Below are 15,056 nucleotides of genomic sequence, written 5' to 3' on the forward strand. Positions count from 1 at the left end.
TTTAATCCTGTGGCTTTTCCGGAAGATTACTTTGCTCGCGAATGAAATTTTTCTTCCGACTGATAAGCCGCGGGCGGGAGAACATGGTCCAATGGGGCATTCGGATAAGGGCATCCTTTTGATCCTCAAGGATAAATGGAGCGAACGGGCTCATATAGGGAACACCAAATGATCTTAAGCTGCACATATGTAAGACAATCGCAATAACCCCAATAATAATTCCGAACAAACCGAACGAAGCGGCGAGCATCATCATGGGGAATCGGAGCATTCTGATGGTCATGGACAGGTCAAAAGAAGGTAACACAAAGCTGGAAACGGCTGTAATGGCTACGACAATGACCATAGCCGCGGATATAATTCCGGCCTCAACGGCTGCTGTTCCTATAACTAGTGTCCCGACGATAGATATCGATTGGGCAATTGCTTTGGGCATTCTTATACTGGCTTCTCTCAGAATTTCAAACGATGCTTCCATCATGAGGGCTTCAATGAAAGCAGGAAAAGGAACTCCTTCTCGTTGAGCAGCCAAACTGATCAACAACTGTGTCGGCAACATTTCCTGATGAAATGTTGTGACAGCTATATAGAGGGAAGGGCCTAGAAGAGAAATAAAAATACTGATAAAACGGAGCATACGAATAAGTGAACTGATGTCCGAACGTTGATAATAATCCTCTGCGGCTTGTACAAAGGATATGAACATACTTGGAACAACCAATACGATGGGTGTTCCATCCACCAATATTGCAACTTTACCTTCCAAAAGATCAGCAGCAATGACATCTGGACGTTCTGTATGATAAATTGTCGGAAACGGAGTGTACGTTTCATCTTGTACCAATTCTTCGATATATCCACTTTCCAGTATCCCGTCGATATCAATCCGATCTAATCGCTGATGAACCTCTTGAACGATTGTGTCCTTTGTAATTCCCTTGATGTACATAATAGCAACGTTGGTCTTGGTTACTCTTCCAATTTCTTTCGTTTCTAGCCAAAGGTTTGGGTCCTTAATTTTTCGGCGTATAAGTGCGGTGTTGGTGCGCAGATTCTCAGTAAAACCTTCTTTAGGTCCCCGGATGACGGTTTCAGTAGAAGTTTCCGTTACACCACGGTCTTTCCATTCACGCATACCAATGGTGAAGCCTTGCGTATATCCATCCAATAATAGAATGACATCTCCCGATAGCAGGGACGTGAACAAAGTACGAAATTCGTTAACATCCTTGATCTCTCCAACGGTAAGAATACGCTCCTTTAAGACCTGAAGGGGGTCTTGATGATCCGATCGCATGTTATCCAGACTTGAATTTACGTTATTTTGCAGGAGTGTTTCCATAATGAAGTTCTGCACGGACTTCGCATCGCTTAATCCATCCGTATAAAAAATCGCAGCTTTGATTTGTTTGCCAGGTCCGATCTGTATTTCTCTGACAATAAGATCAGTGCTGTTTCCAAGTGTCGTTTTTATATATTGAATATTGTCCTGAAGATTTGGTTTACACGAATCCTTAGGCAACTCCTTAGTTGAGTCGGATTTTATTTGAGTATTACCTTTAAAAGTTCGTGTGATTAATTCGTTCAAAAATTTCATGAGTTGTTATCCCTTTCCATAAGGTGCTATCAAGATTATCTCCGAAAGGAAAGCGACTTATTCGAAATGGAGGGATCATGATGGGGTGACCCCTACTCTTAATACACATATTTGCGCTGCACCCAATAGCTGAACAGGAAGACGGAAGCCTCAGTCAATAATTTGGCTATAAAGAGTGGAATGGCCAGACCTTCGTGATATAGATAAAGAAGTCCATAATTTAATAGAAGTACAACGATGACGAGACCAAAGTATCTCGGTAGAGAATGGTGGATGTTAGACGTTTTGCTCATACCAAATACATATTTCCTATTCATCGTATAGTTACATATGGAGCTGCACATTCTTGCGACCACCACAGATAGGAATAGATGGTTTGTGAGACTTTGGATTAGGAACAATAGGGCAAAGTCCAGTATTGCTGATAGGATAGAGGAGGCGCTGAACATGAGAATAGGGAGATATACTCTGAAAGAGTCCACAAGAGGATGGAAATGTGACGATTTATTTTTGTCCAGATAAATTGTATCGATATACTCTTCAGTGATGAGGAAACCATCCTTATGTGCCCTTAGTAGCATGTTCATTTCATATTCAAAACGTTCCCCCGGAATCTCACAAAGCCAATCTAGCATGGAGACTGAATATCCGCGTAATCCGGTTTGCGTATCGTGTATCTTTGTACCCGTTGACAGGGTGAAGATTCCGCGTGTAACAACATTGCCAAAGCGACTCCTGAGCGGTACTTTTCCGCTAAATCGCCGGCTTCCGAGGACAAACCTATGGCCCATATGATCTAGTGAATGGGCAATCTTTATAATATCTTCGGGCAAATGTTGCCCATCGCTATCTGCACATATTACATGGCCTTCTAGTCCTGCTTCTCGAATATAGTGAAACCCTGTTTTGAGGGCGCGGCCTTTACCAAGATTGGTATCGTGACGTAAGACCTTACAACCACACGCCTCCACCTCTTGGAAAATATCATGATATCGGTCACCACTGCCGTCATCCACGACAATAATACTAACATTCAAGAGGGCCCTTAACTGAGAGATTAGGTTAAGTAATCTTTCATCAGGTTCATAGGCTGGAATCAGCACGGATATCGTCATGTTTATCTACCTCTCTTTGATATAAAGTATGTCGCTAACACCTCGCTCTTGGTTTTTACCGAGTGGATTATTAACGACCCTACCCATGAAATACATCGTGGATGAACCACCGCCATCCAGATTGTAAGCTTCGGTACATCCAAGATCAGCAAAAACGTCAGCCAACTCTGTTAAAGTCATTCCGCGGCTGTAACCCTGTTTGCGACCATCTACCACGATGAACACATAATGATTGGGAGCGATCATTCCAATCGCGGTTCTAGGATTAGCACCTTGAATAGAGCGATTGCCAAAATTAGTGTCGATCATGACATGGCTGAAGTCCTGGGTGATCTGACCGTCTTCGATCAGTGTTGGTCCAAAGGACAAAGTATGGGTAACACCATCTGCTAGTAGAGTAGAAGAGGGGAGTTGTTCCTCATCGAAAGATTTCATCGTGCCGTCATTGAATAGAGCCAGAGCGGTTCGTACCGGACTATCTCGGAATAAGGTCCCATTCCGAATAATGACACCATCGTTACGGAAACCGTAGTAATCACCGTTAATGGCGAAGATAGCATCATTGCTAGATGCAATCTCTGAAGTGTTCTCTATGATGTTACGACCGAAGCTATTATCGGCAAATGCAGAGAGTAAGTTGCTTGAATCCTGGAGGGTGACGTCGGCTACAAAGTAGGTAATCTGATCAGAACCGGATCCAGTCTGGACCTGATCAATCTTGATCTTGATGTCATCACTGGTATAACTCCAATCATCGTAGGTTGCACTTGACCTCGTGACACCAGCATTGCTCGTACCTTCGGCTGACGACTGTTCATCAGACACGACGACTTCAACGTGTTCAATTAAATAGCGATCCGCGAGTCCATATAGTACAGACCCAATGACCAGAATGATTACAATGGAAATGATGTATAGCTTTCGTTTGGGTTTCTTGCTCGTCAATTTTTTCGTCGTTTTGTTCATCATCATCAGTGCAACACCACCTCGTTATTTGCATATCGCGCCCCTCTCAAGCAAAAGGGGAATGCCTAGCCATCATGATACTTCCGTTAGCTGAATTGAAACTGAGTAGGAGGTGAAAGTGAGTTGAAAGTTTGGGCGGTCGGGTCCTAATTCAATTAGAAGCATTGACAAACCAGCATATAGGTAATATCTTACCTATATGAGTAATATATTACCTTTAGCGAATTGGAGAATATCATGAAGAACAACGTAGAGACGGAACAACAACAAATCGAATTGTTTGGAGGGATCTTTTTACTTGCTAATAAGCTTCAAACCATTGGTGATAGCTATTTGAAGGAGGTCACAACGAAACAGTGGTTCCTAATGATGATCGTAGAGCAATTTGGTGATTATCATCCGACGTTGTCTGAAGTGGCCAAAGAGGTGGGCAGTTCAAGACAGAATTTGAAGCAGATTGCATTGAAGCTGCAAGACAAAGGATTACTAATCATCGAGAAGGATACCAAGGATAGCAGAATTCTTCGGCTGAGTTTGAGTGAGAAAAGCCGAGAATTTTGGGGGAAGAGGGCAGAGCAGGACAAAGATTTTATAATGGGCCTATTTCATGAACTAAGCCCGGATGAAATTGGAGCCATGTGGAGTGGGTTTCATAAGCTGTATGCAAATATCTGCAAATTGGGTGAGAAGTATAGTGAGTAAGAAGAAAATGCTATTTTTTGCGATTGGAGTACTCATTGTACTAGTAATAGGAATCTGTTTCTTTGGGGAGCGAGCTATGAGAACAAGTTATGAAGACAAGGTGAACCATGCCTTATCTACTTCAAAAGTAGTGCAGGATATTGTAACAGAAGAGGACATTGCTGATCTGCCTGCACCTGTGCAGAAATATCTACACTATGTTGGGGTAGTAGGCAAACCCAAAGCACATAATCTACATATGAAAATTGAAGGTGAAATGAAGCGAGGGTTGGATAAGCCTTGGATGAAGGTTGTCGTTGACCAGCATAATTTTTATGATGAATTTACGAGATTGTTCTATATAAAGGGGAAGATGTTCGGTATTCCACTAACTGGTATAGATTCTTATATTGAAGGTAAAGGTAGGATGTTAATTAAATTAGCATCTGTAATTAAAGTAGCTGATGAGACTGGGGAACAGATGAACCAAGCGGAACTGGTTACATTATTAAACGATATTAGCTTGTTATCGCCTTCCGCATTAGTAGATAAACGGATTACTTGGAAAACGGTAGATGAACAAAGCGTTGAGTGTTCAATCGAGGACAAGGGGATGAAGGTGTCGGCAATCCTGTACTTTAATGCGGAGGGTGCATTGATAAATTTTGTAACAGAGGATAGGTATTACACTACACCAAATGGAGAGTTCATCAAAACAAAGTGGAGTACCCCAGTCAAGGATTATAAAACGGTCAATGGCGTAACGTTTCCTACCTATGGAGAAGGCGTTTGGCATTTAGAGAGTGGGGAGTTTATTTACGCAAAGTTTCATATGAAGAATGTCGAATATAATGTTGTGAAATGAAGCAGATTGGTTGGAGTAAGGGCGAGGTGCATAGCACTGAGGTCCTTACTCTTTTTTTTATGGAAAAATAACCCTTGACTATTGATTAAAAATTTATATAATAAAATGTATCAAGACGATATATCGAATAGATACATATTTGAGGTGAATGGGAATGCTGGAATACGTAATTTTAGGTCTGCTGATGGAACAACCGATGAGCGGATATGACATCAAGAAAACGATAGATAGTACGGTTGGATTTTTTCTCAAGGCGAGCTATGGCAGTCTGTACCCGGCTTTGAAGAGATTAACGGAGAAAGGCCACTTGTCTGTAATAGAGACAGAGAATAGTAAGAACAAGAAGATATATACCTTGCTACCGAGTGGGAAAGAGTTGTTCTTGAACTGGTTAGCGGAGCCTTTAGAGACACCCCGTAATGAGCTGCTTGGTAGAATTTTTTTCTATGATCATTTGGATGAAACTACTCGTGAGCAGCGTTTAACCGAATACCTCTACAAACTGGAGCAAGAGATTAAAGGGGTAGGAATGGTACAGCAAATCGTTTCACAAGAGCTAGCGGTACTTCCGAATCCGCAGGACTATTATTACCGGGTGTCCGTTTTGTACAACGGATTAAACCAACTTACCATGGTAAAAGAATGGATCAACAACATTAAAGAGAGGAATGATTTGAATGCTACAAACTCAAAGTAATAAATCATCATTTTTTGTGAAACGTCCGATACTGTTCGTTATTGTTGTAGAGGTATTACTTCTTATCATCGTCACGGTAGGCGGAGCGATTGCTACAATTAAGGAACTGGATTATATCGCTGCCATTTGGGTTTCATTTACTCCAATCGCGCTTATACTCGTTATTTATTTGACCTGGAAGAGGAAGTGGGGTAGCCTCGGGTTCCAGTCACTTTCTACAATTACGAAGCAGAACTGGTTATATCATTTGCCTTTAATTTTGGTGTTGATCACGATTAGTTTGAAGGGCTTTGAAGATTTATCGGTGTCCAAGGTCATCCAATTTGTATCCTTCACCCTGTTGGTAGGGTTTGTTGAGGAGACCGTTTATCGGGGGCTTATTTTAAAAGCGATGCTGAATGTAGGTGTGAAGGCTGCCGTTATTACTTCAAGTCTGTTGTTCGCAGTCACGCATGCTTTGAATATGATCTCTGGTCAAGATCTTGCTAATACGGTCGTACAGATTGTATATTCTCTGCTAATTGGTGTAGTGTTGGCATTACTTATGGTTCGTGGCAGTAATATTTATCCGCTCATCTTGTTTCACTTCTTACATAACTTGATTCAGTTCTTAGGTCCAGAAGCTACTGGTGTGACTTACTTCGATGTGATTGCACTGGTTATCCTGGTTATCTACAGTATTGTACTAATTAAAAGTCTCAACAAGAAGACCATCAAAGGTTCCATCGCAGCATAAAGACATATTGATGAATGACGATCTTGGAGTGATAGTGCAAAACCCGACTTGGATGTTGATCCGGTCGGGTTTTTGCATTATTCAGTCGGTTTCAGATCGCGGGAGTTTCTAGGTGAACTGCCGGTGACTTTCTTGAACATTTTAGAGAAGAGGAATGGATCGGTATAACCGACAGAACGGGAAATATCGCTGACGGACAGCTCTGGATTATGGAGTAATTCGGCAGCTCGGTTCATGCGGTATTCTAACAGAAAGGATTGTAGTGATATACCGAACTTCGCTTTGAACAGGCTAGACAAGTACGTCCGGTCCAGACCAACATAAGTCGCGATGTCTAGAATCGTGATCTTTTGACTGTAGTTGTTCTCCATAAATTTGATTGCCTGTCTAATGTAAGCCTCTTTGGACGGGGAGGTCTTGGGTTCCAGGTTTGGCACCTCTGAGCCAGAGATTAATTCAGCCATCAGTCGATAGAGAATACTTTGACTTAATACATCACCGCTTCGCTGGGAGCGAGCATCCAGCAGATCGTCATAAAATGAGTCGAAATGAGAGCTGTTCTGACCTGTATCAAAGATGAGATGAGCAGGCCCTAAATTTGCACGCTGCATGAAGGATTTGGCATGTAGACCGCTGAAACCAATCCATGAATAGGTCCAAGGATCATGCTCATTTGCTTGGTAATGGACAATGGTATCTGGAGGGATAAGAAATCCTTGCCCAGCCTTTAGGGATTGAATTTCTTCACCGCTACCAAAGACACCACTTCCACTATGGATGTAATGAATAAGGTAGGAATCGCGCAAGCCGGGCCCCCAGGCATGTCCAGGCAGACACTCCTCCTTACCGAAAAATAGTAGATTAAGATCCAAATGACGGGGTAAGGTTTCACTAGTGAAGGTGATATCAATTCGAGATTGCAAGGGTTGTCCTCCTTGAATATTTCTAGTTCAAATAGGAAATGGATGGTCCTTATATTATAACAGGTAATTTAGAGTTATTTACTATGAAAACGGTTAACTAAATTGGATTATGACATGTTTTGAATGGGTTGATCCATGTTGATTTCGCCAATCAAAGTCTATACTGAGGTTACATTCTTACTTAATTGGAGGCGAACATGTAATGTCCAAAATTACTTTTATGGGTGCAGGTAGTACGGTTTTTGCCAAAAATGTTCTCGGCGATGTGATGTTGACTGAAGCGTTGCAGGGATTTGAGCTCGCTTTGTACGATATAAATGAGGAACGTCTTCGCGATTCAGAGAGATTGCTTAATAGCATGAGACAGTCGCTTGGCAGTCAGTGCACCGTAAAGGCGTATACCGACCGCAAGGCAGCGCTGAAGGGTGCTAAATACGTTATTAATGCGATTCAAGTCGGTGGCTACGACCCATGTACGATTACAGATTTTGAAATACCTAAGAAGTATGGCCTACGTCAGACGATCGCAGATACCCTTGGAATAGGAGGGGTCTTCCGTAATTTGCGAACGATTCCGGTGATGCTCGATTTCGCCAAAGATATGCAGGAAGTGTGTCCAGATGCGTGGTTCTTCAACTATACAAACCCAATGGCTGTGCTAACCAATGTCATGAACACTGTAGGCGGAATCAAGACGGTGGGTCTTTGTCACAGTGTGCAGACCTGTGTATCGGGATTGTTTGATGCGCTTGGCATGGATCAAGACGGACTTAAGACTAAAATCGCTGGTATAAATCATATGGCTTGGTTGCTGGAAGTATCTCGTGATGGAGTGGACTTGTATCCAGAGATTAAACGCAGAGCAGCAGAGAAACAGAAGGAGACCCACCATGATATGGTCCGGTACGAGCTTATGCAACGCTTCGGTTATTATGTAACGGAATCGTCAGAGCATAGTGCTGAATACCATCCATACTTCATCAAAAAGAACTATCCAGAGCTGATTGAACGCTTCAATATTCCGCTCGATGAATATCCTCGTCGTTGCATTGAGCAGATCAAGGGCTGGTCCGATATGCGTGAGAAATTATTCGCCAGTCAGCATATTGAGCATGTGCGCAGTTTGGAATATGCTTCCTATATGTTAGAGGCGATGGAAACGAACAAGCCATACAAAATCGGTGGTAATGTCATGAATACGGGACTAATTACCAACCTGCCTTCAGAAGCGTGCGTGGAAGTGCCTTGTCTTGTAGATGCCTCGGGTATTACACCAACTTATGTTGGAGACCTCCCACCACAGCTTGCAGCCTTGAATAGAACGAACATCAACACCCAATTACTTACGATTGAAGCTGCGGTGACCGGGAAGAAAGAACATATTTACCACGCGGCTATGCTTGATCCGCATACGGCTGCGGAGTTGTCTATGGATGATATTGTTGCGATGTGTGACGATCTTATCGAAGCACATGGTAACTGGCTTCCAGCTTATAAATAGTTGTTACTGAAAGTAATTCAAGAAGAGAGATATCTTTAACCTTAGCAAAAGGGGAGAGGATATCTCTTTTTGTTATTTGTACAATGGAATCCGCGCTCGTTATGGTGTATCGTGGTTACAGTAGAACATGCGGATGTATAGTTGTAGTAGGAGGAGAGAAGTGTAGTGGCGAAACAGAAATATTACGTAGTTTGGGTGGGAAAACGCCCAGGCATATACCATAGCTGGGCAGAGTGTAAGGAGCAGGTGGAGCAAGTCAAAGATGCTAAATATAAATCTTATGATTCTAGTAGTGAGGCACAGAAGGCTTATAGCGAAGGCTGGACCAAACATTGGGGGAAGAAGCAGACAGGTAGTAGCGGGTCCAAGGGAACTTCATCAAGCCGTGCTTCATCTTCTTCGTCAGCATCTAGTGCTAGCATCGACTATGATAGCGTATCTGTAGATGTAGGAACTAGAGGGAATCCAGGACCGATTGAATATCAAGGTGTAGACACAAAGACGGGGGAAGTTCTTTTTGCCGTTGGTCCTATTCCTAATGGTACAAATAATCTAGGTGAATTTCTGGCGATTGTGCACTCACTAGCCTATTTGAAGCAACTGGGAAGTACAAAGACGGTATACAGTGATTCAAGAACAGCATTGAAATGGGTTCGTGAGAAGCAAGTGGCTACGAGCCTGGTTCGAGATGAATCGACGAAAGAGGTTTGGAATTTGGTGGACCGGGCGTTGAAATGGTTGGAGAATAATCGCTACGAGAATAAATTGCTGAAATGGGAAACCAAGGAGTGGGGCGAGATCAAAGCGGATTATGGAAGAAAATAGTGAATTGTTGTATTCTGATCAAAGATCTAATTTGAAAAAAGAACGGGGGATTCCTGTGAATGAAATGGATTCTAAAGCCGTGTTATCAATGGTGAGTAAACAACAGCAATATGTCCGCTCAGGTCATACGAAATCAATTGAATTTCGGTTAGAGCAGTTGAAACGATTAAAGACAGTAATTCAGCAAAATGAAAGCTTGATTGCAGATGCTCTATATAAGGATCTTCGGAAGTCTCCATTTGAAGCTTATGCAACGGAAATCGGCTATGTATATGACAGTATTAGTTATTGCATAAAACATCTGAAACAATGGGCTAAGCCCAAGCGGGTCGCTACACCGATTATCCATTTTGGGTCAAAAAGCTATATCTACCCTGAGCCGTATGGTTCAGTCCTCATCATAGGCCCTTTTAATTATCCCTTTATGTTGGTAATGGATCCGCTGATCGGAGCGATCTCGGCGGGAAATTCCGCCATTGTTAAGCCATCTGAGTACACGCCTCATGTATCTGCGGCCATAAGTAAGCTGCTTCGTGACAACTTTGATGAGTCCTATATCGCAGTTGTTGAGGGTGGAAAGGAAGCTACTTCGGCGTTGATTCACGCTCCAGTAGATCTGATCTTTTTTACGGGAAGTACGAAGGTTGGGAAGATCGTGATGCAAGCAGCGGCAGAGAATCTCGTACCGGTTGTGCTTGAACTGGGGGGTAAGAGTCCCTGCATTGTAGATCGTACCGTCGATCTCGACCTGGCTGCTCAGCGTATCGTTTGGGGGAAATTCCTGAATAATGGCCAGACCTGTGTTGCACCGGACTATCTGCTCGTTCATAAGGAGATCAAGCCAGCACTCATCGCAAAGATGAAGGAGCAGCTAATGGCTTTCTATGGAGAAGATCCAAAGCTTAGTGAAGACTACGGGAGAATCGTAAACGAACAACAATGGGACCGTCTTCGTGGCCTTGTTAATGAATCAAAGGTTGTTGTCGGTGGTGAGGGAGATCGTGAAGATATGTATTTCGCACCAACGATTATGAACAATGTAGCTTGGACTGACAAAGTGATGGAAGAAGAAATATTTGGCCCCATTTTACCTGTATTGGAGTATAGCGATCTTGATGAAGCAATTGAAAGTATTAACCTCAGACCCAAGCCTCTGGCCCTCTATTTATTTACGAAAAATAAGGTAACAGAGACTAAGGTGATGGAGCAGGTGTCATTTGGTGGCGGATGTATCAACGATACGGTGTTGCATCTAGTAAGTCCTTATCTTCCTTTTGGAGGAGTTGGGGCTTCAGGAATGGGCGCTTATCATGGTCGGCATAGCTTTGAAACGTTCTCTCATTTAAAAAGTGTGCTAAAGAAATCGACTAAAATCAATTTGAGTCTCATTTATCCACCCTCTAGCTCCAAGAAATTGAAGCTTATAAAGAAATTTTTGAAGTGACTGTAGTTTTGTTGCTTCGCATGAACACAAAGAGCGCTAAGGCATAACCGATAATTAATAGAATTCCGGCATCACCTGTTAAGTATTTAACAATCGACATTTGATTTTGCGTGAACATATCGCCATACGACCATGCTAAGTTATGTGCGCTGTGTGCGATCAGAGCCGGCCAGATACTATTGCTTTTCAAACGAAGAAAACCGATAAACATCCCCGCAAGTACGACGTTTAACAGAAACAGCGGGATGTATACATATAAATTAACGTCGCTATGATAAAGATCTGTAAATATCATAATAGGCAAATGAAATAACCCCCAGATGACACTACTCCATAGAAGCGCTTTGCTTGTGCCCAGACTTGTTAACCTCGGTAGTAAGTATCCACGCCAGCCGAGTTCTTCACCTAGAACAACAGTTACGGCCCCACCGACTAACGTAATGATAAAACGGATAGCTAACTCCACACCTTTTCCGGAATTCTCAGGTGAGACACCGAGGACGCCCAGGCCAGTTGTCCAGATGATAGCGTAAGAGACCCCGATGAGCAATATAGGGGTTAGAAGACCAATCATGAAGGTTTTACCTTGGAAGGTTCCAAACCCTAGTGACTTCCAACCTTCCTTATGCAGCGCTTCACGGGTCACAAGCATAGTAATTAAGGCAGCAATCGAAGGCACTAACATAAACATCGCCGTATTCAGTTCGATTGGTAAGATGAGAAGAACGGCTTCTAATACGGCGACCATGATTATAAATAGAATAGCGTTCCGAAGTGTAATGTTCTTGTTATTCATGTGATTTAACCCCTTCGCGGATATGTTTTATAATCCGATCTTACCGATTGGGGTGTCATAACAACTAGTGATACCGTGTCACATGTTTAAATGACAAAGGGAATTAGCGGTATTACGTTCATTGAACAGCAAAATACAACATGTGTGATAGCATGGATTGGGGATGTTCTATGTTGGCTTGGAGATTGAAATGGAATGATTGGGTACTCTATATCATCCGAACGATTTTTTTGATTTCTGTACTTTATTTTGCGGAGAAATATGGGACGAATAGCTCTGCGCCTATGTGGTTGATATTTGGACTCATCTTGGTTTCTTATGCCGTACCTTTACTTTTATTGCAACTGGGGAAGAAGCCTTATCTTATTTCTGAACTAATATTACTTGCTTTGTTGGTCCCTTACTTAACCTCGATCAATCACTTGCTCACAGGTAATCTAGTCATGTACTGCATGATGGTTGGTTTTTATAATGAACGTAAAATGTACATGGGCTCAGGGATTGCTATCTTACTCATTGCTTTTGCAGGACCCGTGGTATTGTTACCCGAGGCACCCGTTTCGTATTTGTCAATTACGTCGTCATGTCTGATCTATACGGCTTTGGGATTTGTTTTTCATATCCTCGTATCCTCCAAAGAAGAGATTGAGAAGCGTAATGTGATTATTCAAGAGCAATACCGCTTACTGGAGCAGCATGCACGGCAAGTGGAGCAGAACTCGATCCTTAAGGAAAGAGACCGAATTTTTAATGAACTTCAGCACTCTATTAGCCATACATATACAACCCTTGTACTTGGTTTGGAATCATTGAAACAAGAAATATCGACGGAGCGCGAGGCGAACATGGTTGAGCGGATTATGGACGTAACTCACAGCGGATTGAATGAAGTGAAGCAGGCCGTTCAGGACCTAGGGCCATTAGAGTTGAATTTTACCCTGAGCGAAATGATTCATTTAGCAATAGACGAACTCAATAGTACGGGGTGCGAGGTAATTCTACGATTCAGTGGGGAAGAAAGAGATCTTTCCAAGGAGCAGAAGCTTCTATTGATACGTTGTCTGCATGAGGCGGTGTCACTTGCCAAAAGGGAAGGGAACGCAGCTCATATTCAGATCACGGTGAAATGCTTGGATACTAACGTCGAGCTTATTTTACAGGATGATGGGCATGGTACTGAAGAGGAACGTCTATCGAGTGGACTTGAATCGTTACAAGGACGGCTTCAAGATTTAGGTGGCCATCTGCAAATTTCGTCCTTTCTAAATCAGGGAATGACGGTTACGTGTACGCTTCCTATCATTATGGATCAAGCAAATACAACGATTGGAATAGTTGTAGCAGATAGTGAGCCGATCGTTCGGGAGGCATTGGCAGCATTATTATCGATGCAAGACGATATGCAGGTCATCGCCGCCTCTTCTAGTGGATCTGAGCTGTTAGAGTTGTGCCGGGCGGAGCACCCTGACGTGATTCTTCTCTCATCTGAGTATGAAGAAGGCGATTGTCTTGCTTTGATCGGAGCAATAAAGGAAATTTCACCTGAGATCAAGATCATTGTGATGACCAGTTCGGATAGCGACCAACATGTAGTCATGGAAGCCATTCAACTTGGCGTGGAAGGCTGCATGGAGAAAGTTATCTCTTCAAGAGAGCTATTATCCAAAATTAGATCCCTCTATCGCGGTGAGATGATTATTACTCAGCAGCTTGCCAAGCAGCTGGTGCAGTCAGCGAAAGAAGGTTCCCTACGTGATGACGATAAGAAAAATGAGTATGGATTAACGGAGCGAGAACTGGAAGTGCTGCAATATCTGTCTGAGAATTTGAAATATAAAGAGATTGCCGAACGATTATTTCTGGCGGAGGGTACGGTTCGCAACTACTTGTCAGTCATTTACTCTAAAATGAATGTGACTAGTAGAACAGAAGCCACGGAGAAGGCACAAAGTGAGGGGATCATTTAAACGCTGAACTATTTGTGAGTTCTCTTGTTGCGTAATGGATGACGTTTGGCCCGTTTGGTGCGATGGCGAGTTTTTGTAGTAGTAGTAGTTGAGAGTCTCCTTGTTCGAGGTAGCCGTCTCGTTTTGTTGGGAGAGTGAGAATGGCGGCTCGGATGAGGAGATTTTTGTAAGTCATGGACTTTTGTGAGATGCCCATAATGAATCAACTGAATATCCTGTTCACGAAGAATAGTAGGTATTCGGTGATCGGTTAGCGCGAGGAATTCTCGCCCACGTGAATCATGCTTGGAGGGATCCAAGCGTAAACCATACTCAGGATATCCCGGATGACACATAAGTTCTGTCGTTCCATGATTTAGTTCTATTAAATGGGATAGTAGGCGAGAGGCTCCATTCGATGTATCGTAAGTATCCAATATAAGGTGGTCAGTTGTCATCAGTGGACGATCCAGGATGTCAGTTGTATTTGGATTTAACCGTAAAGGAAGTCCGTATTGATTGGCAAACTTCTTCAACACTGAATACACCCGTGGATTTTCAATATGAATGTGATGATGCGAATCCAAATGTGTTGGTGGGAGTCCTGCTGCGACCATTTTGTTATATTGGCTTTGAAACTCCAGTTCAATGTCTTCCTCACACCATTGACCTCGATTACCTGAAAAAGAGCCATCCTCTATTATGAGGGAAGCGACTTTCCCCGGCTCTGAGATCGGTTTTCCCCAAGTTAGGTTGAAATGAAGTCCCACACCTAAAGTTGGTGTTAGTTTTGCCCACCTAACAGCCTGTTCAAAACCTTTCATGTTTACCATAAGGGAGGCACTTGTTAAAGGTCCAAAGGTGTGGGCTTCCATTATTCCTTGGTTTACATACTCAGACATTCCAAAATCGTCTCCGTTTATGATAAGAAACTTCGCCAATGGAACTTCCTCCTTATGTAGAT

General features: G+C 42.8%; 14 protein-coding genes. 8 read left to right on the plus strand and 6 right to left on the minus strand.

The genetic code is table 11. The features are described 5' to 3' along the window. Position 1: 1 nt before the first annotated feature. The 3 genes from IEW05_RS22220 to IEW05_RS22230 all read right to left on the minus strand — a co-directional run bounded on the left by IEW05_RS22220 (position 2) and on the right by IEW05_RS22230 (position 3,684). Positions 2 to 1,597, minus strand: coding sequence for a spore germination protein (locus IEW05_RS22220; RefSeq protein WP_188542049.1), 1,596 nt, complete (start codon positions 1,595 to 1,597; stop codon positions 2 to 4). Between the two features lie 98 nt (positions 1,598 to 1,695). After that, positions 1,696 to 2,712, minus strand: a complete 1,017-nt coding sequence (locus tag IEW05_RS22225) for a bifunctional glycosyltransferase family 2/GtrA family protein (RefSeq protein WP_229753660.1) — start codon at positions 2,710 to 2,712, stop codon at positions 1,696 to 1,698. A gap of 6 nt (positions 2,713 to 2,718) precedes the next feature. Continuing rightward, positions 2,719 to 3,684 carry a phosphodiester glycosidase family protein gene (locus IEW05_RS22230; protein ID WP_229753662.1) on the minus strand — a complete coding sequence of 322 codons (966 nt, stop codon included), beginning with the start codon at positions 3,682 to 3,684 and terminating at the stop codon, positions 2,719 to 2,721. A 231-nt stretch (positions 3,685 to 3,915) separates the two neighbouring features. On the opposite strand from IEW05_RS22230, the gene IEW05_RS22235 reads away from it, so the two are divergent. The 4 genes from IEW05_RS22235 to IEW05_RS22250 all read left to right on the plus strand — a co-directional run bounded on the left by IEW05_RS22235 (position 3,916) and on the right by IEW05_RS22250 (position 6,657). Next, positions 3,916 to 4,380 carry a MarR family winged helix-turn-helix transcriptional regulator gene (locus tag IEW05_RS22235; protein ID WP_188542050.1) on the plus strand — a complete coding sequence of 155 codons (465 nt, stop codon included), beginning with the start codon at positions 3,916 to 3,918 and terminating at the stop codon, positions 4,378 to 4,380. Next, the gene (locus IEW05_RS22240; protein WP_229753663.1) at positions 4,373 to 5,224 is read left to right on the plus strand and encodes a DUF6544 family protein; all 852 of its coding nucleotides are present in this window, start codon (positions 4,373 to 4,375) and stop codon (positions 5,222 to 5,224) included. Before IEW05_RS22235 ends, IEW05_RS22240 begins: the two co-directional genes overlap by 8 nt. A gap of 154 nt (positions 5,225 to 5,378) precedes the next feature. Continuing rightward, positions 5,379 to 5,921 carry a PadR family transcriptional regulator gene (locus IEW05_RS22245; RefSeq protein WP_229753664.1) on the plus strand — a complete coding sequence of 181 codons (543 nt, stop codon included), beginning with the start codon at positions 5,379 to 5,381 and terminating at the stop codon, positions 5,919 to 5,921. After that, a complete protein-coding gene (locus IEW05_RS22250) occupies positions 5,902 to 6,657 on the plus strand; it encodes a CPBP family intramembrane glutamic endopeptidase (protein ID WP_188542052.1) in 756 nt (251 codons plus the stop codon). The genes IEW05_RS22245 and IEW05_RS22250 overlap by 20 nt, the downstream gene beginning before the upstream one ends. Positions 6,658 to 6,734: 77 nt before the next feature. Here IEW05_RS22250 and IEW05_RS22255 read toward each other — a convergent pair whose 3' ends face one another. Further along, the gene (locus IEW05_RS22255; RefSeq protein ID WP_188542053.1) at positions 6,735 to 7,580 is read right to left on the minus strand and encodes an AraC family transcriptional regulator; all 846 of its coding nucleotides are present in this window, start codon (positions 7,578 to 7,580) and stop codon (positions 6,735 to 6,737) included. A gap of 202 nt (positions 7,581 to 7,782) precedes the next feature. On the opposite strand from IEW05_RS22255, the gene IEW05_RS22260 reads away from it, so the two are divergent. The 3 genes from IEW05_RS22260 (at position 7,783) to IEW05_RS22270 (ending at position 11,350) form a co-directional block, all read left to right on the plus strand. Further along, positions 7,783 to 9,081 carry an alpha-glucosidase/alpha-galactosidase gene (locus IEW05_RS22260; protein ID WP_188542054.1) on the plus strand — a complete coding sequence of 433 codons (1,299 nt, stop codon included), beginning with the start codon at positions 7,783 to 7,785 and terminating at the stop codon, positions 9,079 to 9,081. 165 nt (positions 9,082 to 9,246) lie between these two features. Continuing rightward, on the plus strand, positions 9,247 to 9,906 hold the full coding sequence (gene rnhA / locus IEW05_RS22265; protein WP_188542055.1) for a ribonuclease H: 660 nt from the start codon (positions 9,247 to 9,249) through the stop codon (positions 9,904 to 9,906). 64 nt (positions 9,907 to 9,970) lie between these two features. Next, a complete protein-coding gene (locus tag IEW05_RS22270; RefSeq protein WP_188542104.1) occupies positions 9,971 to 11,350 on the plus strand; it encodes an aldehyde dehydrogenase in 1,380 nt (459 codons plus the stop codon). Here IEW05_RS22270 and IEW05_RS22275 read toward each other — a convergent pair. Beyond that, positions 11,328 to 12,146: a CPBP family intramembrane glutamic endopeptidase gene (locus IEW05_RS22275; RefSeq protein WP_188542056.1), complete on the minus strand. Its 819-nt coding sequence runs from the start codon at positions 12,144 to 12,146 to the stop codon at positions 11,328 to 11,330. The genes IEW05_RS22270 and IEW05_RS22275 overlap by 23 nt on opposite strands. A 170-nt stretch (positions 12,147 to 12,316) precedes the next feature. On the opposite strand from IEW05_RS22275, the gene IEW05_RS22280 reads away from it, so the two are divergent. After that, positions 12,317 to 14,113, plus strand: a complete 1,797-nt coding sequence (locus IEW05_RS22280; RefSeq protein WP_188542057.1) for a helix-turn-helix transcriptional regulator — start codon at positions 12,317 to 12,319, stop codon at positions 14,111 to 14,113. An 8-nt stretch (positions 14,114 to 14,121) separates the two neighbouring features. Here IEW05_RS22280 and IEW05_RS22285 read toward each other — a convergent pair whose 3' ends face one another. Next, positions 14,122 to 15,033, minus strand: a complete 912-nt coding sequence (locus tag IEW05_RS22285; protein WP_188542058.1) for a carbohydrate deacetylase — start codon at positions 15,031 to 15,033, stop codon at positions 14,122 to 14,124. Between the last annotated feature and the right edge of the window lie 23 nt (positions 15,034 to 15,056).

This window comes from Paenibacillus segetis, assembly GCF_014639155.1.
Taxonomy (GTDB): domain Bacteria; phylum Bacillota; class Bacilli; order Paenibacillales; family Paenibacillaceae; genus Fontibacillus; species Fontibacillus segetis.

Bases quoted from the DNA above. Each gene is read 5' to 3' on its own strand.
- IEW05_RS22220 (WP_188542049.1), bottom strand. From the start codon at position 1,597: ATGAAATTTTTGAACGAATTAATCACACGAACTTTTAAAGGTAATACT.
- IEW05_RS22230 (WP_229753662.1), bottom strand. From the start codon at position 3,684: ATGATGATGAACAAAACGACGAAAAAATTGACGAGCAAGAAACCCAAA.
- IEW05_RS22275 (WP_188542056.1), bottom strand. From the start codon at position 12,146: ATGAATAACAAGAACATTACACTTCGGAACGCTATTCTATTTATAATC.
- IEW05_RS22235 (WP_188542050.1), top strand. From the start codon at position 3,916: ATGAAGAACAACGTAGAGACGGAACAACAACAAATCGAATTGTTTGGA.
- IEW05_RS22270 (WP_188542104.1), top strand. From the start codon at position 9,971: ATGGATTCTAAAGCCGTGTTATCAATGGTGAGTAAACAACAGCAATAT.
- IEW05_RS22250 (WP_188542052.1), top strand. From the start codon at position 5,902: ATGCTACAAACTCAAAGTAATAAATCATCATTTTTTGTGAAACGTCCG.
- IEW05_RS22225 (WP_229753660.1), bottom strand. From the start codon at position 2,712: ATGACGATATCCGTGCTGATTCCAGCCTATGAACCTGATGAAAGATTA.
- IEW05_RS22260 (WP_188542054.1), top strand. From the start codon at position 7,783: ATGTCCAAAATTACTTTTATGGGTGCAGGTAGTACGGTTTTTGCCAAA.
- IEW05_RS22280 (WP_188542057.1), top strand. From the start codon at position 12,317: ATGTTGGCTTGGAGATTGAAATGGAATGATTGGGTACTCTATATCATC.
- IEW05_RS22245 (WP_229753664.1), top strand. From the start codon at position 5,379: ATGCTGGAATACGTAATTTTAGGTCTGCTGATGGAACAACCGATGAGC.